This is a genomic window from Paenibacillus sp. FSL W7-1287 (assembly GCF_038004245.1).
GTDB classification, from domain to species: Bacteria; Bacillota; Bacilli; order Paenibacillales; family Paenibacillaceae; genus Pristimantibacillus; species Pristimantibacillus camelliae.
Map to the genome: position 1 here is coordinate 2080745 of NZ_JBBORD010000001.1, position 21091 is coordinate 2101835.

The window sequence follows — 21091 nt, forward strand, 5'->3', positions numbered from 1 at the left end:
AAGGTGAGGCTCTATGAAGCTGCAACTGCAACTCCATCTTATTCAGCCTGCAATGAAGGAAGCCTGTCTAGTTCTAGATAGACTTCTGCAAGCAGGCTTTTCTGCCTTTTTCGTAGGTGGTGCTGTACGAGATACGGTACTTGAGAGACCACTACATGATATAGATATTGCAACGAATGCAAGACCAGAGCAGGTAATGGAGCTGTTTCCGAATAGCATACCTACTGGCTTGCAGCATGGCACCGTAACCGTTAGGGTAGATGGCGTAAGCTATGAGGTAACGACCTTTCGCAAAGAGTCGGGCTATACGGATTACAGACGTCCGATGGACATCGCCTTCGTTGATGATCTGCATGAGGATTTAATGCGGAGAGATTTTACTATGAACGCGATGGCTATTGATCGAACGTGGCAGCTGCATGATCCATATGGCGGCTTAGAGCATATGAAAGCAGGGATCTTGAAAACGGTGGGCTCAAGCGAGCAGCGATTTCAAGAAGACGCTTTACGAATGCTGCGTGCGATTCGCTTTGCTACTACATATAAACTAAGTATTGATCAAGAATGCTGGGATGCGATGTTGCAAGCAGCAGGGCTGATGAAGCATATTGCGATGGAAAGAGTCGCTTATGAATTAGAACGATTGCTACAAGCCGATGATCCGATATATGGTATTGTGCTGTTATCGGAAAGCTCGTTGCTACAGCATACGAAGGATAGGTTACATATAGCTGCTGGAACGCTAAAGGATGAGCTTAAGCTACCGAATCATCGAGATACAAGCATGAATTGGGCCGTGTTGTTTCATAGCCTAGCTGTATCCAGTGAACAAGCAAGAGAAGATATGCGGGCGCTTAGGACAAGCAAGCAGCTTCAGGCGGCTTGCTATCATATATTGCAGCTTCATGAATGGCTGCAGCAGGTTCTGCAGCCAATGCAGGGTATGAATTCAGGCAATCAGCTTGAACTTGGGATTGCCGAAGCGGATCAGCTGCAGCTAAGTGTTGCTAAGGGCGAGCTTCTAGCATGGAAGGAGCAGTGGCTGGACAAGCTGCTGCACTATCCCATGCATCATTTAGAACTATTTCTTCACATGTATATGAATGAGTATGATGCGGTCGGTCAGGTTGCAAAGTTTCATGAAGAACTACCAATTCAACATGTAAAGCAACTCGCTGTACGCGGAAACGATCTTGTCACGTGGTGTAGTCAACCCTCCGGACCGTGGATTAATGAATGCCTTAAGCATATATTCATTGAAGTCGCGAGCGGCAGGCTGGTTAACAGCAAGGAAGCTATTCGTACATATGTTTTAAATCAATTCGAAGGTGGACGATACAATGAGTAATCATGAACGGCTTGTTGAGCTGCTTAACTCCTCAGAGGACTTTGTATCTGGGGAGAAAATTAGCGAGGCGTTAGGCATAAGCCGAACAGCCGTGTGGAAGCAGATCAAGAAGCTGGAAGCGTTAGGCTACGAATTTGAAGCAGTGACGAAGCAAGGCTATCGGTTGCTTTTCGTACCACAGCCTATACAGGCTATAAACGTTCAACAGTCATTAGTTAAGCATCGATTCGGACATACGATCGAATATCATCATGCTGTAACGTCTACGCAGCATTTGGCACGCGAGCTAGCTGAGAAGGGAGCACCTGAAGGGACGGTTGTCCTTGCCGAGCAGCAGCTGCAAGGGAAGGGACGACTAGGTCGACCTTGGCATTCCCCTTATGGGAAGGGTGTGTGGATGAGTACCATACTAAGACCGCTAACGCCAATTCAGCTTGCACCACAGCTTACATTATTAACGGCTGTTGCGTTAACGGAGGCAATTCGTGCGATAACTTCACTTGAGGTCGGAATTAAATGGCCTAACGATATATTATATAAAGGTAAAAAGCTGTGTGGCATACTACTAGAATCAGTTGCTGAGGATCAGCGTCTAAAATATGTCATCGCCGGAACGGGTATAGATGTAAATTTGAGTGAGAAAGATTATGACGAAGAGCTATTAACAAAAGCGACTTCCCTTCGTATAGAGCTCGGCAAGTCCGTTGATCGAGAAAAGCTTATTCAAGCCTTCATGCTTAGATGGGAAGCGCTATTCCAGCAATATGAAAGCGAAGGCTTTGAACCAATCGCTAAGCTGTGGGAAAGCTATGCTATATCCTTAGGACAGTCTATCTTAATTACAACTTCACAGGAAAGCTACTATGCAATACCTCTGAAGCTGACGGAACGCGGTTCCATTATCGTCGAGCTTGAGGATGGCGAACAACGTGAAATTTTTTCTGCTGAGATGGGTGAAGTAAAGCAGTAATTTACGGATAAAACATTTTCTGATAAACTAGGTCTACTAGGCGGTATTCATTGCGAAGCTGCACTAGTAATTGTGTACGTATCTAAACTGAATTTTAGAATGCACACTCTGCTCAGAGCCGAAGGGACCGAGACAGAAGGAAGCATTACTAGCAATCGTTTCCTTTACGTTCGAGGACCTTTTTAGCGATGGCTAAAAGGTTTTTTTGCTGTGACCAACAACTAAAGGAGCTGAAAAAATTGAAAAAAAGACTTACCATTTCTGCCATGTCGAAGATGAAAGCAGAAGGGAACCCGATTTCTGTCATTACTGCGTATGATTACCCATCAGCGAAGTTTGCGGAAGAAGCGGGAGTAGATGTTATTTTAGTTGGAGATTCTTTAGGTAATGTTGTACTTGGATATGATACAACGATTCCAGTCACAATAGATGATATGATCCATCATTCAAAAGCTGTAGCTCGTGCTGCAGAGCATACATTTATCGTAGCAGATATGCCGTTCATGACTTATGGCGTCAGCCTTGAGCATACGTGCAGCAATGCTGCGCGTTTAATGCAGGAAGGTCATGTACAGGCGCTTAAGCTAGAGGGTGGCGTCGGTATTAGCGAGCATGTCCGTACACTGGTGCAGGCAGGCATTCCAGTGATGGGACATATTGGCCTAACTCCTCAATCGGTTCATCAGCTAAGCGGCTACAAGGTTCAGGGTAAGCTGGAAGGGGATGCGAAGCGACTGCTGGATGATGCATTAGCACTGCAGGAGGCAGGAGCGTTTGCAATCGTGCTTGAGCTTGTAACAGAAGAGCTTGCAAAACTTATTAGTGAGCAGCTGCACATTCCAACGATAGGAATTGGTGCAGGCCGTGGATGTGATGGTCAGGTGCTTGTTTATCATGATATATTGCAATACTCTTCACCAATTTTCCCTAAAAAATTTGTTAAAACTTATGCTGATATTGGCAGTACGATCCGTGAAGCGATCGGTATGTATGTTAGTGATGTTAAAAATAAAAACTTCCCAGATGCTTCACATGTGTTTCAAGCTGATGCAGGTACGCTAGACTCACTGTATGGGAGCGGAAAAACTGCTGCAGACACGGAAAAGGAGTAAGCTGGTTATGAATATATGTCGTACAAAGCAGCAGCTAAAGCTGGCAATTAAAAAAGCGAAGGAGCAAGGTCAAACGATCGGCTTCGTTCCGACGATGGGGTATTTGCATGATGGCCATGCCAGCCTCTTGCGTGCTGCCAAAGAAGAAAATGATATTGTCGTATTAAGCATTTTTGTTAACCCGATGCAATTTGGTCCTAATGAGGATTTAGAAAAATATCCTCGTGATGAGGAAAGAGACTTAGCGGTAGCTGCATCATGTCATACCGATATCGTGTTTATACCTAGTGTAGAGGAGATGTACCCAACTAAGCCTCTTACATCGATTAAGGTAGCTGGTGTTACAGAGCGCTTATGCGGCGCGTCTCGTCCTGGACATTTTGATGGTGTAGGATTAGTTGTCAGTAAGCTATTTCATCTTGTTGAGCCGAAGCATGCTTATTTTGGGATGAAGGATGCCCAGCAGGTTGCTGTTATTGAGCAAATGGTCAATGATCTCGATATGAATGTGACGATTGTTCCATGTCCAATCGTACGTGAACCGGACGGATTGGCACTTAGCTCGAGAAATGTTTATTTGAATGCAAATCAGCGCACTGAAGCTACTGTATTAAGTCAATCGTTAAGCGAGCTTGCTCAATCACTTAAGTTGAACGAAGTGATGACAGCAGCACAGTGCATCGAGCTTATTACGAATAATATAAAGCAAACAACTGGTGAAATTGATTATGTTGAGCTGCTAGAATATCCAAGCTTGCATCCTATTGCCAAAGGTCAAAGGCTCCAGGAGCTACCAAGCGGCCAACGCTTTATCGTTGCACTTGCCGTTAAATACGGAAGTACACGATTAATTGACAATGCGTTATTCCAAGTAGAAGAGGTGATCGAACGTGTATAGAACGATGATGAAATCGAAGCTACACCGTGCGACAGTGACAGAGGCTAATTTAAACTATGTAGGAAGCATTACGATTGATGAGGAGCTTATGGAAGCTGCGGACTTGCTCGAAAATGAAAAAGTGCAGATCGTTAATAACAATAATGGTGCTCGTCTTGAAACCTATGTCATTAAAGGTGCACGTGGCAGTGGTGTTATTTGCTTGAATGGGGCAGCAGCACGTCTCGTGCAGCCTGGTGATAAAGTTATTATTATTTCATACAGCTTAATGACGGAAGAGCAGGCGCATAATTATAAGCCAACGATTGTTGTTCTGGATGGCGACAATAAACCCATTCATTATATGAATGAGGAAATTCATTCAACAATCGTGTAACCAAGTTAATCCCTTCATTATGTAACAGCTGCCATGCTGAATGAAAACAGTGCTTTCAACAAAAAATGACCGTACACTCCAACTAATCAAAGAAGGCGGGATGCGGTATGATCAACGAACTGTTTTCATCCATGCATGAGCTTCTTGACCACATTACACAGCATTATAAGGATGCTGATGAAGATCAAAGAGAAGATTACTGTGATTCCATTGGACAGCTTAAGGAAACGAATGACAAGATACTGGATCATTACGTTGCTGTCGAAGAGAAAATTGCTCTGTTTTTCGAGCTTTATCGAGACATTGAAGAGCAGGAGGAGTCAGAAGATGAGGTTAGGCAGGAAAAGCTTAGCAGCAGCCCGTTTGCAGCTTCCAGCATAATGCCTCAGGAACAGCATCACACAAGCCTACAACAACTATTGTACGAGGCTATCCAAGCTGAGCAAGAGCACGTTCATGAGCAGGAAATGCCATATGTAAATGTTTATTCGATTGATCAGCAGAACGATGGTATACTATGTAATGAATGTGATTTATTTGTTTCCGCTGAGCATGAGCTTGCACTTGATCAGGCTCAGGGTTACTACAAGCTGTTCATGTTTGCAGAAGCAGCTTCAATATTGAATATGATTATTACTGAGCAGCCTGAATGCAATATCGCAAGGCTATATTATGGAATGAGCTTAATGCACCTGCGCAACTGGAATGAAGCGCAAAGACAGTTTCAGCTGCTTTCTGTATTAAGCGACTTTCCCAAATGGCTCGCGCTAAGCTACAACGCGCTAGGCTGTATTCAGGCAATTAAGCTGAATATGAATCAGGCTGAATTATTATTCAATAAAGCGTATCAGCTGTATCCACAGTTTGAGGATCCGCTTAAAAATTTGCAAAGCTGCAGGCAAGCATCGCTCAAACAGCTATCACTATATTTTGGAAGCACAGAGCTGTGCTGTATGTGAGAGGAACGGTAAAGGAATGAAATATGCCATTTTGGATTTGGAAACAACGGGCCATAGCGTGTTGGACCAAATTATACAAATTGGGTTAGTGGTTGTATCGGACGAACTAGAGATTGTTGATACATTCAGCACATATGTAAAGCCTACTGTTGAAATTCCTCTGTTTATAACGAATTTGACAGGAATTCAGCAAGCGGATGTGCAGGATGCACCGGATATTAATGACGCTTTGCTCGAGGTCATTCCGCGAATCGACGATGCCGTTCTTGTCGCTCATAATGTTGGCTTTGATGCCAACTTCTTAAATCATGCCTTAGATCAATGTGGCTATCTGCCTTTCTCAGGAAGACGGTTAGACACTATGGAATTATTACGTATATTATTCCCATCGATTACTTCTTATCAGCTCGGAACTGCAGCTGAACAGCTTGGCATTGTCCACGAGCAGCACCACCAGGCGGATGCTGATGCTATGGCAACCGCTGAAATTTTCATTCAATGTGTTCAGAAGCTACGTTCCTTGCCGCTGCTCACCCTGCAGCGGCTATCTTCATTTTTTGATGAGAGTAAAGATATTGGGTGGTTTATGAGATACAATGAGGGACTCGTGGAGCAGGGGGTTGTATTCGAATCTGCTGAGTTCGATTATCATCGCCAATTTGCACTGAAAGCGAAGCCTTGGCAAGAAGAGACATCCGTTCGTGATGCCGAGCATGCCAACGATTACTTCGAGCAGAATAAAAGCTTTGAGGACTACATGAACGATGTGCAGGAGCGCTTTCGGGAGCTTTATGAGCATTACGAGGAAAGAAAGCCACAGCTGCAAATGTTTGATGAGGTCTATGAAGCACTTAGTAAGCAAAAGCATTTGCTAATTGAGGCAGGGACTGGAACAGGGAAATCACTTGGTTATCTCATTCCTTCCCTATATTACGGTATACAGGCCGAAGAAAAGGTCGTCGTAAGCACGCATACGATCAACCTGCAGGAGCAGCTGCGCAATCGAGACATTCCACTGCTCAATGAAGTACTGCCGTTTCCCATTCGTGCCTCGCTTCTAAAGGGTAGAAGCAATTATCTATGTATGCGGAAATTTGAGCACAAGCTTAACTTGCTTGATTTTATTGCACCAGTTGATGATCCTATCACTGCTGCACAAATGGTTGTATGGCTGACGGAAACAGAGAATGGCGATCAGGAAGAGCTAAATCTTGGTCTTAGAGGGCAGGATTTCTGGGGAACGGTATCAAGTGATGCAGATTCATGCTTAAATCGCGCTTGTCCTTGGTTTAAGCGCTGCTATTATCATCGTGCAAAGCATGAGGCTAATATTGCCGATGTTTGCATTACGAACCACTCGATGATTTTTACAGATATTCAAGCGGACCATCGTCTATTGCCATCATACCGTTACCTTGTACTGGACGAGGCACATCATCTTGAGGAGGTAGCAAGCAAGCATCTTGGAAACCAAGTAAGCTATTTCTCGTATATTCATGCAATGAGCTCGCTATTTAAAGATACTCGTACCGGTTTGCTTCCATCTCTACGTGTGAAAATCGCTGAAGAGGGCGATGACCATACCGCTGCCTGGAATGAAACGATTGACAGTGCGTATCCTGGTTTACAGACGATTAAGGAGTATTGGGATCAACTGTTCGAAGCGCTATATGACGTTGTTGTTCAACATGCCCAGCAAGCGTCTGATGCACCTTCTGAACAGGCTGGGGGACTTGTTTTTCGATTGAGCCGCAATGACCTTCCAGAGCAATGGACAAAGATCGTAGAAAGTGAGCAAGAGGTATATCTACAGTTGAATCGGTTCTCTAAGGCGCTGGAGAAAATGTCTTCTGATATGAAGGAACGACTTGATGAGGATTTAGTATTGTCTGGATTACTGACGGATTTGAACGGCGTAGTGAGAGATCTGCAACGTTTGAAGGATGAGCTGCGTCAGTTTATTAAGCTTGAGCTCGACGATTATGTCTATTGGTTAGAGGGGACACAGGCTTACAAGCATCGTTCACTGCAGCTTATGTCTTCACCTACAGATGTAAGCGGCTTGTTAAGAAAGTATTTGTTTGACGTGAAGGAAAGCGTCGTAATGACATCTGCCACACTGTCCATTCAGAAAAACTTCACCTATATAAAGGAACAGCTTGGTCTAGATAGCTACGGAGACGAGGAAGAACATCGGCTGAATGAAGTGATACTTGAATCACCATTTAACTATCGTAAGCAGGCGCTCGTTATTATACCACGCGATTTTCCGGTGCTTAAGGGAGCCAACGTTCCGAGTGATTATTTAGAGAAGCTAGTGCAATCGATTCATGATAACGCTCTGCTGCTAGGCGGAAAAATGCTCGTTTTGTTTACTTCTTATCGTATGCTTAAGCAAGTATATGATCCACTGAAGGAGCTGTTAGAGCCAAAGCATATTACCGTTTTAGGACAAGGCATTGATAGCAACAATCGTACAAAACTGACCAGACGTTTTCTACAGCAGCAATCCTCTATTTTGCTTGGTACAAGCAGTTTTTGGGAAGGTGTAGATATACCAGGAGAAGCATTGCAATGTTTGGCGATCGTGCGCTTACCATTTCAACCGCCTAACCACCCATTAATCGAAGCGAAATCGGAGCTTCTGCTTCGTCAGAAGAAAAATCCATTTATGAAGCTTTCAATTCCACAGGCTGTGATCCGTTTCAAGCAAGGATTCGGTCGTCTTGTACGGACAGCGTCGGATAAAGGCATTGTTATTCTTTATGATACACGAGTTATTGAATCCTATTACGGAAAGCATTTCCTGTATTCATTGCCTGGACCTAAGATTGAAACGATGCATACGGATCAAATGGTACAGCGAATGGACCAATGGTTGAAGGAGGTTGAATAAATGAAGCAAGTGAAAATTTCAGATGCTGTAGTTAAGCGTCTGCCTATTTATCTACAAGTGCTCAATGAGCTAAAGGCTCGAGAAATTAAAACGATCTCCTCGCAGGAGCTAGGCTCGCGCTTGGAGTTTAATCCTGCACAAATTCGGAAGGATCTCGCTTATTTTGGGGATTTCGGTCGAAAAGGAATTGGCTATGAAGTGGATTACTTGATTGATAAAATTCGTCACATACTTAAAATCAATCGCACGATAAAGGTCGCACTTGTCGGAGCGGGTAATCTTGGTCATGCTTTGTGTAATTATAATAAATACAGCAACGACAATATGCAGATCGTTGCTGTATTCGATGCACAGGAGCAAAAAATCGGTACGAAAATTAACAGCTTAACGGTACAGCCTATGGAAGAGCTTGCAGAAACAATTCAGCAGCAAAATATACGAATTGGGATCATTACAGTTCCTGCACAGGAAGCTCAGAACGTAGCAAATATGCTTATAGCTGGTGGTATAGAAGGTATCCTCAATTTTGCACCAACCATTTTAAGAGCTCCAGAGGAAGTACGAGTGCAGCATGCGGACTTTACAAAGGAGCTGCTAAGCCTTGGCTATTATTTGAACAATAAAGAGGAGGACCAAGATGAATCGTCTATGGATTAAGGATGGAGCATTTATTACAATGTCTGCACAGCAGCCACAGGTTCTGCAAGGACATATGATCGTTGAAGATGGCATCATTCAGTATGTTGGGGCTGCAGAGCCTAGTGCTGAACTTCAAGCAGGCAGTGAGGTTGTGAATGGCCAAGGTCTATTGTTTATGCCTGGTCTTGTTAACACGCATGGTCATGCAGCGATGAGCTTGCTTCGCGGTTATTCCGATGACCAAAACCTTCAAGTATGGCTTGCTGAAAAAATGTGGCCGATGGAAGCCAAATATACAGAGCAGGATACGAGAGTGGGCGGCAAGCTTACCATTGCAGAGATGCTGTTAAGCGGTACAACTACGTTCGTAGATATGTACGATCGCATGGAAATCATTGCAGAGGCAACGATCGAAGCAGGACTACGAGGCTTTCTAACACGCGGTGTAATCGGACTATGTTCAGAGGAAGAGCAGAACGAAAAGCTTAACAACTCTGTTGCATTCGCTAGAGAATGGAATGGTGCAGGAAACGGTAGAATTCGTACGATGCTTGCTCCTCATGCTCCTTATACGTGTCCGCCTCAATATATCGAGCGTTTTGTGCAAGCAGCTCATGATTATGATCTGCCGTTACATACGCATATGTCTGAAACGGCAGCTGAGGTTCAGCAAAATGTAGATGAGTATGGTGCACGTCCTGTTGAGCATTTAGAGAAGCTTGGTTTCTTCACACGCCCAGCTTTGCTGGCGCATGCTGTGCATTTGACGGATGAGGAAATCACAAAGCTTGCTGAGCTAAATGCATCAATTTCTCATAATCCGATTAGTAATCTTAAGCTTGCAAGTGGGGTCGCTCGCGTGCCTGAGCTGCTACGTGCAGGCGTTAAGCTGTCGCTAGGTACGGATAGTGTTGCGAGCAACAACAATATGGATCTGTTCCAAGAAATTCGTGCTGCTGCCTTACTGCACAAAGGCGTATCAGGTGATCCAACTGCAGTACCTGCTTATACAGCCCTTGAGCTTGCAACCTCTCGTGGTGCTGAGGCGATCTGGCATGATCATATTGGAGTTCTGGAGGCTGGGAAAGCTGCAGACTTTATTGCTCTTAATATCGATCAGCCACACTTCTTCCCACGTACAGATCTTGTGTCGCATGTTGTATATGCTGCAAGTGGTAGAGATGTTGAGCATGTATGGGTAGCTGGAAAACAGCTCGTGAAGCATAGACAATTGTTAACGATGGACGAGGAGAAAATTCGTTTCGAAGCTCAGGCTAGCTTTGAGCGATTGTTAACCTAGGATGAGAGCGATAGAAAAAAAGCGACCACCATTTATGACTCGTCGAAAATGGACGGTGCTTACCCTTTTCTTAATATTATTGATCATTGTAGGAATCATCTTTTTCTATCGCTATATTCATAAGGGCATTTGGCAGGAAACGAGCGAGATGCGTGAAGTGATTGAACAAGCTTCACTCTATAATCTCGATGAACAATATGTGCTTAACAAGTACATATGGGAGGATCGGTATTGGATCTTGCTTGCTCAATCTAATGTAAGCGAAGAGATGATATACTCTGCTTGGTCAACCCAGGAGCAGCTCGCTGAGCTTCCTTATGAAGAAGCGATGACGAAAGAAGAGATGCTGGCTCATGTAGAAGCATCAAAGCCTTATGCGCAGAACATTAAGCTTCAGCCAGGCTATATGTATGGTCAATTAGTATGGGAAATAAAGTATAAGGACACCGCAACGGAACATCTTAAAATTGCATTCTACCGTATGACAGATGGTAATTTTATCGATGAATATACGATACCAAAGGAAACAAGACCTTAAACGGCTTGTTTCCTTTTTTTATATAATTAAAGTTGATAGCAAAAATGATATACTAATTGATATACGAATGATCTATCAAATTTATATAATAGAGGTGTAAACATGAAAGATATGAAGCTAAAACCGATGGCTGTTACATTTATTGTTTGCTTGGCTTTGCTTATTGGCGGCGGCTTTACGTATCAATACGTTGCACAGGAGAAGCCGCTTCAGCAATCGTTGGAGCAAGCACAGTTTTCTAATATTCAATTATCAGGTAATAAAAATGAAGGATATATCGTTACGCTTGATGTTATAGATGGGAATACACTAGCACTTGCTGCTGAGGAAGCAAGAAATATTTTAAGTGATTATAAGATTGAACCAGTAAGTTATACGATTCAGCTTAAGCAAGAATCTACTAGCCTAGAGAAGGTATGGCAAGACCATTTATTCGAAATAGCAGAAATTATGGCGAATAAAAACTATTCTAAGCTTCCCGAACTGATGCATAGCATCGAAGCATCACATGAGCACGTAGAGGCTTCGGCAAGCATGGATCAACAAAATGTGTATATTTCACTCGTAGCTGATAATCAGCGCTTTGATCAAATTTTGCCTTTAGATGGAGGCACGATGGGAGTGTGGAATAATGAAGAATAATTGGAAAGAGCTGCTTATTGGTATCGTGGCTGCAGCGGCAATATATACGATTGGTTACACTGTTCATATAGGAGCAGCAGTGTTGGTCACAGTGTTGTTTTCGGCTATTTTTGTTATGAATCGTAATGGCAAGGGCGTTAAAAGCTTAGCAAGCTTGAAAAACAAAAAAAGTGTTGCGATTAAGCAGATTAGCTTTGATGAAGTAGGTGGACAGGAGCATGTAAAGCAAGAGCTCCAAGAGGCACTTGATTTTTTGGTGCGCCGAGAGGAAATTGCGAAACGCGGTATTCGAATTCTAAAGGGTATACTATTGACAGGTCCTCCGGGAACGGGTAAAACTTTGCTGGCAAAGGCGGCAGCAAGCTATACGGATAGTGTGTTTATTGGTGCATCAGGTAGTGAGTTCGTTGAGATGTACGTAGGTACAGGTGCCAATCGTATTCGCGAGCTGTTCCAAAAAGCTCGCAACGAAGCGAAAGCATCTGGCAAAAAAAATGCGATTATTTTCATTGATGAGATTGATGTTATTGGCGGAAAGCGAGACGGTGGTCAACAGCGAGAATATGATCAAACGCTAAACCAATTGCTTACTGAGCTTGATGGAATTTATCACAATACAGATGTGCAGATTTTACTCATCGCGGCAACTAACCGCAAGGATATGCTCGATGAAGCATTGCTTCGACCTGGACGCTTTGATCGCCATATTGAGGTTGCATTACCGGACAAGAAATCTAGAAAGCATATTTTAGAGCTGCATGCAGCCAACAAAAATATAGTTGCTACAGTCAATTTTGAAGAGCTGGCAAGAGATACGTATCAATTTTCAGGAGCTCAGCTTGAAGCGGTTATGAACGAAGCCGCAATCTATGCGATGCGTGATCAAGCAGATGCAATCACTGAGGAGCATATCCAAGCGGCGATTGATAAAGTACTGCTTGGTGAAAAAATTAATCGTGAAGCAAGCAAAGAAGATAAAATTCGTGTAGCAAGACATGAATTGGGTCATGCTATTATGGCAGAGCTTACGACACCCGGCTCAGTTGCACAGGTTGTACTTGCACCTCGTGGTGGAGCACTTGGCTTTGTAAGGCATACTCCGATGGCTGATAAGTATTTATATTCGAAATCAGAGCTTGAACACAAAATTATGGTTACGCTTGGCGGGGCAGTTGCAGAGGAGCTGTTCTATGGTGAACGTAGCACGGGCTCCAGAGGTGACTTTGACCAAGCACTGAACATTGTTAAAACGATGGTTGAATCAGGCTTAACGAGTCAAGGAATAATTAATGGACAAATGATGACTGCGGATCGTTGGAGCTTAATTAGTAATGAGGTTCTTGATGAGCTACTTGCAAAAACGAAGCAGCTTCTTAGTCAACATTCTGACATATTTGAACAGGCCTTGCCGATTCTACTGGAAGAGGAAGTTATTAACGGTGAAAACTTCCGTACTTTAATGGAAAAATCGAATGCAATTCCGATAAATTTGCAACAAAATGCATAATAGCGCTTACCTTAACTGCAAATTTTCTTGAAAAGAGGTATAATAATATAGACTAAAAGCTAAGGGAGAAACTAGACCTATGATTAAGAAAGTTGGAGTTATTGGTGTAGGAACAATGGGTCAAGGTATCGCAGAAATGCTAGCTAAAAACAGCTTAGATGTTTTAGTGCTTGAAAATTCTGCCGATCGTCTTGAACATGCAATGCATATGATTGAAGTTAGCCTTGATAAACAAATAGAAAAATGGGCGATTACTTCATCAGAGAAAAAATTAATTTTATCTCGAATTCAGCCAATTAACAAAGTGGACGAATTGTCAGATTGTGATCTTATTATCGAATCCATTACGGAAGATCTAGAAGCTAAAAAAGAAGTGTTTAAACAGCTTGATCAAGTGACAGATGCGTCTACGATTTTGGCAAGTAACACTTCTTCATTAAGCTTAACAGAAATCGCTAGTGTAACGCGTTCACCTGAGCGTGTTATTGGCATGCACTTTATTCATCCTGTATCGAAGGTTGATTTGGTTGAGATCGTTCGTGGCTTAAAAACTTCGGATGAAACCGTGGAATCGTTAAAGCAATTTGCTGAAGCGATTCAGAAAAAATCCGTGATGGTGTTCGAATCACCAGGCTTTGTAACGACTCGCCTTATCTGCCTATTTATTAACGAAGCACTTCATGTACTGGAAGAGGGCGTTGCAACAGCTGAGGATATCGATCTAGCGATGCGCAACGGCTACTCCTTCAAGTACGGCCCATTCCAAATGGCGGATCATTTCGGACTTGATTCTGTACAAGCAGCACTTGAAAACATGTTCCGTGAATATGGTGATCTAAGATACCGTCCATCCTTTACTCTTAAAAAGATGGTACGTGCTGGGCAGCTTGGTGTAAAGACAGGCGTAGGCTTCTTCAAATATGATACGGATGGTGATCGATCTAATGAAAGTACTCGTAATTAATGCAGGCAGCAGCTCGATTAAATATCAGCTTTTTGATATGACGAATGAATCAGTCCTTGCGAGCGGACGCGTTGAACGAATCGGAATGGATTCTTCAATCGTTACTCACGAGCCAACTGGTAAAGAAGAAGTTGTTGAAGTAAAAGAAATATTAGACCATGTAGCTGGAGTTAAGCGTGTTATTGAGATGCTGACTCATGAGAAATATGGCGTCGTCAAAACGATGAACGAGATCGACGCCGTTGGACATCGTATCGTTCATGGCGGCGAAGCATTTAAAAACTCAGTTATTGTTACGGAAGAAGTAAAAACTGAAATTAAGCGTTTGTTTGAGCTTGCTCCGTTACACAATCCAGCGCATATGATGGGGATTTTGGCGGTTGATGCCAATCTTCCAGAGGTGCCTCAGGTTGTTGTATTCGACACAGCGTTCCATCAGACGATGCCTAGAACTTCATACTTATATGCGATTCCTAGAACACTATATAAAAAGCATAAAGTACGCCGTTATGGCTTCCACGGCACATCTCATGCTTATGTAAGTGATGTTGCGGCTAAAACGCTTGGTAAAGATCTTGCTTCACTTAAAATGATTACTTGTCATATCGGAAATGGCGGTAGCTTGACTGCTATTCTAGATGGCAAATCATTCGATACAAGTATGGGGATGACGCCACTTGAGGGCTTGATGATGGGAACTCGTTCTGGTGATCTTGATCCTGCTGTCGTTCCTTTTGTGATGAACAAAGAGGATTTAACATTAAATGAAGTGAACTCTATGCTTAATAAGCACAGTGGTCTGCTAGCTATCTCTGGTTTAAGCTCGGATATGCGTGAAATTACTGATGCAATGCATGAGAATGAAGATGCAAAACTGGCATACGATATGTATGTATATCGCGTGAGAAAGTATATTGGTTCTTACACTGCAGCTATGAATGGACTTGATGTCCTTGTCTTCACCGCTGGAGTAGGTGAGAATTCCGTTGTTCTACGCCAATCCGTATGTGAAGGATTAACGTACTTCGGAATCGAAATTGATGAGGAACTGAATAAAATCCGCAGCAAGGAACCTAGAATTATCTCTAAACCAGGCTCTAAAGTTGCTGTTATGGTCGTTCCTACGAATGAGGAGCTTCTTATCGCTCGCGATACGTTTAATCTTGTAAAATAATTGATGGTTCAGGAGGGGAAGGATTGAGCGATCATATATGGAAGGCGTATGCTCACGGCATGAATGTTATGCTGAGTGAGGGTGGAATTTACGTTCATTCATTGCTGTTGAACAGCTATCATGCGCTTGGCTTGTCGCATGCTGAAGCAATGCTTTTGCTGCACATTATGCAATCATCTACTGTTGATCAACACCCTTTCCCAACACCTGAACAGCTATCAGCTGTTATGGGTGTTTCAGTCAATGAAGTGACACGGTTACTGCAGCAGCTTCTTAATACGGGATTTTTGAGTATTGAACAGGATACAATGAACGACATCATTGTCGAGCGTTATAACTGGAGTGGCTGGTATATGAAGGCTAGCAGCTGGCATGCTCAGATGCGTAGAGAGAATAAGCAGGCCGATCGTCAGAAGCTTCGTGCAGTAAAGCAGGAGGCTGATGCTTCCAAGCTGTTTCATATGTTTGAGCAAGAGTTTGGAAGACCGCTCTCGCCAATGGAATATGAAACGATTAGCGGCTGGATCGATAATGATCGATATACCGATGAGCTTATTACACTTGCTCTCAAGGAGGCTGTGTTTGCTGGTAAGCTTAGCTTTCGATACATCGATCGTATCCTGATCGATTGGGCAAGACATCGAGTTCACAATGCTGAAGAGTTAAAACAATATCAAAGTCAATTTTTTAATAAAAACCTTTGAGTGCCGTAAGGGATATCGGATAATAACGAAAACCTTGTGATTGCATGCAAAGGTTTTTTTGCATTTAAATCCACATTGATTAAATAACACTTAACATTTACACTTTTGATGATGTACAATGGAACAACTAGTTTTTACAGAAGGGTAAGTGAGATAGCAATGGAAGCAAACTGTCGTATATTAATCGTCGACGATGAAATACTTGTTCGACAAGGAATAAAGCATTTGCTGCATTGGGAGCGTGAAGGATTTCTCATTGTCGGTGAGGCATCAAATGGTCAAGAAGCGATGCAGCAGATTGAACAGCTTAACCCACATGTAGTCATTACTGATATTGTGATGCCGATTATGGACGGTGTACAGCTTACGAGCCACATAAAGCAGAACTATCCACATATCGAGGTCATTGTTCTTAGCAGCTTCAGCGAGTTTCATTATGTGCGAGAAACCTTTCAGCAAGGGGTAGCTGACTATTTGCTTAAGCCTAAGCTTGATGCGGATCAGCTGATTGCCATTCTAAAGCGTATCGTTAACCGCATACCAGCATTACAGGTTGCAGCGACAACAGACACAGCTTCGACCGTTACGATGCTGCTGGATCGGCTAATGTCTGGTTATTCTATGGACGGTATGGAGCTAGGATCCAATTTTCCATTTCCTAGCTTTCGAATATATGGTGTTGACCTGAGTCATGTGAAAGAGCTAGCAGATGTGAAGGAGAAGGTTCTGCTTAGTGCGAAGGAAGCACTTGAACCTTTTGTGAATACGCTTCATTTTTACGTTATGCCCTCAGACTCACAACATGCAGTGCTGTTGATGAACGGCTTTGAAAGAGAATGGGGAACTATTATGCCTGCGCTGCGTGCATTGTCGAACTCAACACGAATGAAGGCATATAACGCATGCTGGATATTAGGAGATAGCTTTTCAGAGCTGGAACAATTGCCTGAGCAATACCATGAGCATTTCAAAAAGCTTGCAGCATATCGATATTTTCTACCCTTGCACAAAAATTTAATTGTTCGGCATGAGCTGCCCAAGCTAAGCGCAGAGGAGCCTGCTTTCGATATGAATATGTTCATGGATCAGCTGCAGCGTCGGAATTATGACCTAGCGATAGACCAGCTTCGTCAATATGGCAATGCAGCCATCGATTATTATACGATCGATGTGTTTGCATTCAAGTCTCAGCTAAGTAATGCCATATTCAATATGCTTATTCTGTTAGGCAAGCTTGATCGTTCCATTCACCAGCTGGAGCAAAAAAAATACGAATATATTCGGGCGATTAATGAATCACAGCACGTGAGTGAAGCAATCGAAGAGCTTAATTTCTGCTTATGGCAGATCGAAGAAGCGTTAGCAGCAAGTCGTAGTGCAACTGGTAATCCAAGCATGTCGCTTATATTGGACTATATTCAACAGCATTACATGGAACCAATTAATTTAAGCGATGTTGCAAGCCACTTTCACTTCAACGCAACGTATCTATCAAGCTTATTCTCGGCCCATAACGATGAAGGCTTTAGTGAATATCTAAACCGAGTACGCATTGATAAGGCTGCGGAATTACTGATAACGACGGATCTGCCTATTTCAGATATTAGTTTGAAGGTAGGGTATTCCGACCATAGCTATTTCACTAAAGTATTCAAGAAGCTGAAGGGACAATCGCCTAGTCAGTATCGGAAAAGTCCGTCTGACCAAGTGAGGAGTGACAAGCGATGAAGCTTCGTAGAATCGCGGACAAGCTGAAATATCATGACCTCTTCATTAAGATGTTTTCGATCATGCTCATTAGCATCATTGCTGTAGCGCTATCAACATGGATTGTTATGTTTCGCATGTCAGAGCAAGTGTTTATCGACACATTTAGTATTACCAATAGTAAAATTATGACGCAAATTAAAACAAGCATGGAAAATATGAACTATGCTGTTTCGATGACAGCGAGTAATGCGAACACAAGCGGCGAAATTAGAAGATTTTTAACGAGCAGTCAATATACGACAATAGAGGAACTGAACAGTCATTATAAGGTTACCCAAGAAATGAGGCGAATCCAGTCTACCTTAGCGACGTATCCAATTGCGATGGTGATCACCGGAATTAACGGCAATCGTCATGCGACGGACACAACGATATGGCCACCAACCTATAAAGGCTTACAGGAGCATAGCATAACGAAGCAAACCTTAACGGAGCCAAGAAAGCTTCATTATCAATTAGATGAGAGCACCATTGATGGTAAGAAAAACAGTGAGGCAGTTGTAGTTGCATCAAAAGCATTAGTCGAGCAAGTGAGTGGTGATTTCTATGGAGTACTGTACTTCGCAATGAAGGAGGCTGAATTCAGAAAAAATTATGCTGGCTTTACGACTAAAGGGAATGATGTCCTGCTAATCAACAGTGATGGTGTTGTCATATCATCAAATTTATCTGAAAGACTGGGAACGAAGGAACTAGAGCTGTTAAATTACGCCCAGTTGATAGATAAGCAGGAGGATGAATACTTGAACGTAGAATGGAATAATCGCCAGCATATGATCCTCTCCGCGTATATGCCAAACTATGATCTCTATCTGGTCAATCTGATTGACAAGCGTTACGTCTTATCACAAATGCTTAATGTCAAAACAGTAGCATTACTATGTGTTGCTATCGTTATTGTGTCACTAATTATCGTATTTATCATGTCTAGACGTATTACAAGATCACTCACCTTGCTAGCACGACAGATGTCACGTGTGACGAAGCGTAATTTTGGAAATTACATTACAGTGAAGGGCAGCAACGAAATTGTTGAAGTAGGTAAAGCGTACAATCTCATGCTGGACGAGCTTAATGAATATATCGCGGAGCTATTAAAAACACAGAAGGAGCAGCGTAATGCTGAGCTTAGTGCACTTCAGATGCAAATCAATCCTCATTTTCTGTACAATACGCTCGCTTCAGTAAAAATATTAGTACAACAAGGCAATAGAGAGAAGGCTTCTGCCACCATAAATGCGTTAATTGAGCTGCTGCAAAATACGATAGGCAATGCAAGTGAAACGATTACAGTAGAGCAGGAGCTTATTAATCTTAAAAACTATGTGTATATCAATCATGTACGCTATGGTGAAAGCATTCATGTAAGCTATTTCATTGATGAGCAGTGTCATCGAGCACAATTGCCAAAGCTTATTATTCAGCCATTTATTGAAAATGCGTTCTTTCACGCGTTTCAAGGACGAAGCGATGGCTATATCTATGTCATGATCTCACGTAATGGTGGCAATTTAGTATGTGAGGTCGTAGATAACGGAGTTGGCTTTGAGCCGATAAAGCTAGATCAACATATTAAAAGTGAGACTTCATCGCACTTTTTCTCCGGGATTGGCATTCGCAACGTAAATGATCGTATAGAGCTTCTATACGGTGGTAGCTATGGCGTGAACATTAACAGCAGCACAGGAAAAGGGACGCATATTACTATTACAATTCCATTCATATCAGCTAAAGATATTACAAAAACATAAAGAAATTTATAGCAACTTTATGCTTACTGCATCAGCCGCTTGAGAAGCTATAAAAATGACAAATTGAAACAAAGATATTGCTAACGTGCCGTATTTTACCATTGCTATAATGTAATTGTTAGCCGGCAAACGCTTTCAAATCTTTTCAATTCGTTATAGAAACAAAAAGGGGCTGAATGGAATGAAAAAGTTACTGACGATTTTATTAGCAAGCTTCATGCTGTTAACTGCATGCTCCAGTAACAGTGACAAAAGTACTAATGCGTCTAATGAAGGAACAAACGGCGGAAGTACAGGGAAGAAGCAAGAAATTACGGTATGGGCATGGGATAAGGCATTCAATATTGCTGCAATGGAAACTGCAAAAGGCATTTACGCACAAAAAAATGCTGATGTAACGATTAATGTTATCGAAAATGCGCAGGATGATATTATACAGAAGCTTAATGCTGGATTGAACTCTGGTACGACAAAAACGTTGCCTAATATTGTGCTGATTGAAGATTATCGTGCACAAAGCTTCCTACAAGCGTATCCAGATTCATTCTTTGCACTAGATGAGTTCATCAATGCTGCAGATTTTGCAGATTATAAAATCGGTCCGACTAGCTTTGAAGGTAAGCAATACGGAGTACCGTTCGACTCCGGCGTTGCAGGCTTATATGTTCGTACTGATTACTTGCAGGAAGCAGGCTATACGGTAGACGACTTGCAAGACGTTACTTGGGATGAGTACATTGAGATCGGTAAAGCGATTAAAGAAAAAACGGGTAAAGATATGCTGACGCAAGACCCGAATGATCTTGGATTAATTCGAATGATGATTCAATCCGCAGGAGCATGGTACTTGCAGGAGGATGGTAAAACACCATTTATTGCAAATAATGCTGCACTTGAAGATGCGTTTAATACGTACAAAAACATTATGGATGCAAATATCGTAAAAGTCATTTCTGACTGGAGTCAGTTTGTAGGTGCATTCAACAGCGGTGACGTTGCATCAATTCCAACAGGTAACTGGATCACTGCCTCAGTAAAAGCAGAAGCTGAGCAATCTGGCAAATGGGCGATCGTTCCATTCCCAACATTAGCGAACACTGCGAGCTCTGTTCATGCATCTAACCTTGGCGGCAGCTCATGGTATGTCATGAATGTAGATGGCAAGGAAGCAGCGGCAGATTTCTTAAAAGAAACATTTGGCTCAAACGTAGATTTCTATCAAACGCTTGTAACTGAAATTGGTGCAATCGGTACACTTAAAGCAGCCGCTCAAGGCGAAGCGTATACAGCACCTGATGAATTTTTTAACGGACAAACAACAATCGCAGATCTTGCTTCGTGGACAGAGCAAATTCCTAACGTAAATTACGGTATGCATACGTATGCGGTCGAAGATATTCTAGTTGTGGAAATGCAAAACTTTATGAACGGTACAGAGCTTGAAACCGTTCTAAACAATGCGCAAACACAGGCTGAAACTCAAATTAGATAATCGCTGCATCACGTAACACAGGCGGGCTCCTACCAAACCACTGGCCATAGA

At 42.6% G+C, this 21091-nt stretch carries 18 protein-coding genes; all 18 read left to right on the forward strand.

The genetic code is table 11. From position 1 onward, the window contains the following. Positions 1-13: 13 nt before the first annotated feature. The 18 genes from NSQ99_RS09480 (at position 14) to NSQ99_RS09565 (ending at position 21040) form a co-directional block, all read left to right on the forward strand. A complete protein-coding gene (locus NSQ99_RS09480) occupies positions 14-1348 on the forward strand; it encodes a CCA tRNA nucleotidyltransferase (RefSeq protein ID WP_340836310.1) in 1335 nt (444 codons plus the stop codon). Beyond that, complete coding sequence (locus tag NSQ99_RS09485) at positions 1341-2318, forward strand: biotin--[acetyl-CoA-carboxylase] ligase (RefSeq protein ID WP_251666563.1); 978 nt, start codon at positions 1341-1343, stop codon at positions 2316-2318. The genes NSQ99_RS09480 and NSQ99_RS09485 overlap by 8 nt, the downstream gene beginning before the upstream one ends. Before the next feature lie 188 nt (positions 2319-2506). Beyond that, a complete protein-coding gene (panB, locus tag NSQ99_RS09490) occupies positions 2507-3430 on the forward strand; it encodes a 3-methyl-2-oxobutanoate hydroxymethyltransferase (RefSeq protein WP_432806909.1) in 924 nt (307 codons plus the stop codon). 7 nt (positions 3431-3437) lie between these two features. Next, positions 3438-4328, forward strand: a complete 891-nt coding sequence (panC, locus tag NSQ99_RS09495) for a pantoate--beta-alanine ligase (RefSeq protein ID WP_251666562.1) — start codon at positions 3438-3440, stop codon at positions 4326-4328. Further along, positions 4321-4704 carry an aspartate 1-decarboxylase gene (gene panD, locus NSQ99_RS09500; RefSeq protein ID WP_251666561.1) on the forward strand — a complete coding sequence of 128 codons (384 nt, stop codon included), beginning with the start codon at positions 4321-4323 and terminating at the stop codon, positions 4702-4704. The genes panC and panD overlap by 8 nt, the downstream gene beginning before the upstream one ends. Positions 4705-4811: 107 nt before the next feature. Then, positions 4812-5663, forward strand: a complete 852-nt coding sequence (locus NSQ99_RS09505; RefSeq protein WP_251666560.1) for a hypothetical protein — start codon at positions 4812-4814, stop codon at positions 5661-5663. 16 nt (positions 5664-5679) lie between these two features. Continuing rightward, a complete protein-coding gene (gene dinG / locus NSQ99_RS09510) occupies positions 5680-8559 on the forward strand; it encodes an ATP-dependent DNA helicase DinG (RefSeq protein ID WP_340836311.1) in 2880 nt (959 codons plus the stop codon). Then, positions 8560-9216: a redox-sensing transcriptional repressor Rex gene (locus NSQ99_RS09515; RefSeq protein ID WP_251666558.1), complete on the forward strand. Its 657-nt coding sequence runs from the start codon at positions 8560-8562 to the stop codon at positions 9214-9216. Then, positions 9197-10498, forward strand: a complete 1302-nt coding sequence (locus tag NSQ99_RS09520) for an amidohydrolase (RefSeq protein WP_340836312.1) — start codon at positions 9197-9199, stop codon at positions 10496-10498. Before NSQ99_RS09515 ends, NSQ99_RS09520 begins: the two co-directional genes overlap by 20 nt. 1 nt (position 10499) lies before the next feature. Further along, the gene (locus NSQ99_RS09525; RefSeq protein WP_340836313.1) at positions 10500-11036 is read left to right on the forward strand and encodes a hypothetical protein; all 537 of its coding nucleotides are present in this window, start codon (positions 10500-10502) and stop codon (positions 11034-11036) included. A gap of 102 nt (positions 11037-11138) precedes the next feature. Further along, entirely contained in the window at positions 11139-11678 is a 540-nt protein-coding gene (locus NSQ99_RS09530) for a hypothetical protein (RefSeq protein WP_340836314.1), read from the forward strand. Further along, on the forward strand, positions 11668-13185 hold the full coding sequence (locus NSQ99_RS09535; RefSeq protein ID WP_340836315.1) for an AAA family ATPase: 1518 nt from the start codon (positions 11668-11670) through the stop codon (positions 13183-13185). Before NSQ99_RS09530 ends, NSQ99_RS09535 begins: the two co-directional genes overlap by 11 nt. Positions 13186-13264: 79 nt before the next feature. Next, positions 13265-14149, forward strand: coding sequence for a 3-hydroxyacyl-CoA dehydrogenase family protein (locus NSQ99_RS09540; protein WP_251666553.1), 885 nt, complete (start codon positions 13265-13267; stop codon positions 14147-14149). Beyond that, on the forward strand, positions 14130-15323 hold the full coding sequence (locus NSQ99_RS09545) for an acetate/propionate family kinase (RefSeq protein WP_251666552.1): 1194 nt from the start codon (positions 14130-14132) through the stop codon (positions 15321-15323). Before NSQ99_RS09540 ends, NSQ99_RS09545 begins: the two co-directional genes overlap by 20 nt. 23 nt (positions 15324-15346) lie before the next feature. After that, positions 15347-16027 (forward strand): DnaD domain protein, encoded by a 681-nt coding sequence (locus NSQ99_RS09550; RefSeq protein WP_251666551.1) that lies wholly within the window; start codon positions 15347-15349, stop codon positions 16025-16027. A 159-nt stretch (positions 16028-16186) separates the two neighbouring features. Then, complete coding sequence (locus tag NSQ99_RS09555) at positions 16187-17755, forward strand: response regulator transcription factor (RefSeq protein WP_340836319.1); 1569 nt, start codon at positions 16187-16189, stop codon at positions 17753-17755. After that, the gene (locus NSQ99_RS09560; RefSeq protein ID WP_251666549.1) at positions 17752-19548 is read left to right on the forward strand and encodes a sensor histidine kinase; all 1797 of its coding nucleotides are present in this window, start codon (positions 17752-17754) and stop codon (positions 19546-19548) included. Before NSQ99_RS09555 ends, NSQ99_RS09560 begins: the two co-directional genes overlap by 4 nt. Before the next feature lie 181 nt (positions 19549-19729). Further along, entirely contained in the window at positions 19730-21040 is a 1311-nt protein-coding gene (locus NSQ99_RS09565) for an ABC transporter substrate-binding protein (RefSeq protein ID WP_340836320.1), read from the forward strand. Positions 21041-21091: the final 51 nt, after the last annotated feature.

What these genes read in the sequence shown, in the direction of transcription:
- NSQ99_RS09540 (WP_251666553.1), top strand. Translation starts at nt 13,265, where the DNA reads ATGATTAAGAAAGTTGGAGTTATTGGTGTAGGAACAATGGGTCAAGGT.
- NSQ99_RS09565 (WP_340836320.1), top strand. Translation starts at nt 19,730, where the DNA reads ATGAAAAAGTTACTGACGATTTTATTAGCAAGCTTCATGCTGTTAACT.
- panC (WP_251666562.1), top strand. Translation starts at nt 3,438, where the DNA reads ATGAATATATGTCGTACAAAGCAGCAGCTAAAGCTGGCAATTAAAAAA.
- NSQ99_RS09520 (WP_340836312.1), top strand. Translation starts at nt 9,197, where the DNA reads ATGAATCGTCTATGGATTAAGGATGGAGCATTTATTACAATGTCTGCA.
- NSQ99_RS09485 (WP_251666563.1), top strand. Translation starts at nt 1,341, where the DNA reads ATGAGTAATCATGAACGGCTTGTTGAGCTGCTTAACTCCTCAGAGGAC.
- NSQ99_RS09505 (WP_251666560.1), top strand. Translation starts at nt 4,812, where the DNA reads ATGATCAACGAACTGTTTTCATCCATGCATGAGCTTCTTGACCACATT.
- dinG (WP_340836311.1), top strand. Translation starts at nt 5,680, where the DNA reads ATGAAATATGCCATTTTGGATTTGGAAACAACGGGCCATAGCGTGTTG.
- NSQ99_RS09545 (WP_251666552.1), top strand. Translation starts at nt 14,130, where the DNA reads ATGAAAGTACTCGTAATTAATGCAGGCAGCAGCTCGATTAAATATCAG.
- NSQ99_RS09555 (WP_340836319.1), top strand. Translation starts at nt 16,187, where the DNA reads ATGGAAGCAAACTGTCGTATATTAATCGTCGACGATGAAATACTTGTT.
- panB (WP_432806909.1), top strand. Translation starts at nt 2,507, where the DNA reads ATGGCTAAAAGGTTTTTTTGCTGTGACCAACAACTAAAGGAGCTGAAA.
- NSQ99_RS09535 (WP_340836315.1), top strand. Translation starts at nt 11,668, where the DNA reads ATGAAGAATAATTGGAAAGAGCTGCTTATTGGTATCGTGGCTGCAGCG.
- NSQ99_RS09515 (WP_251666558.1), top strand. Translation starts at nt 8,560, where the DNA reads ATGAAGCAAGTGAAAATTTCAGATGCTGTAGTTAAGCGTCTGCCTATT.
- NSQ99_RS09525 (WP_340836313.1), top strand. Translation starts at nt 10,500, where the DNA reads ATGAGAGCGATAGAAAAAAAGCGACCACCATTTATGACTCGTCGAAAA.
- NSQ99_RS09530 (WP_340836314.1), top strand. Translation starts at nt 11,139, where the DNA reads ATGAAAGATATGAAGCTAAAACCGATGGCTGTTACATTTATTGTTTGC.
- NSQ99_RS09560 (WP_251666549.1), top strand. Translation starts at nt 17,752, where the DNA reads ATGAAGCTTCGTAGAATCGCGGACAAGCTGAAATATCATGACCTCTTC.
- NSQ99_RS09480 (WP_340836310.1), top strand. Translation starts at nt 14, where the DNA reads ATGAAGCTGCAACTGCAACTCCATCTTATTCAGCCTGCAATGAAGGAA.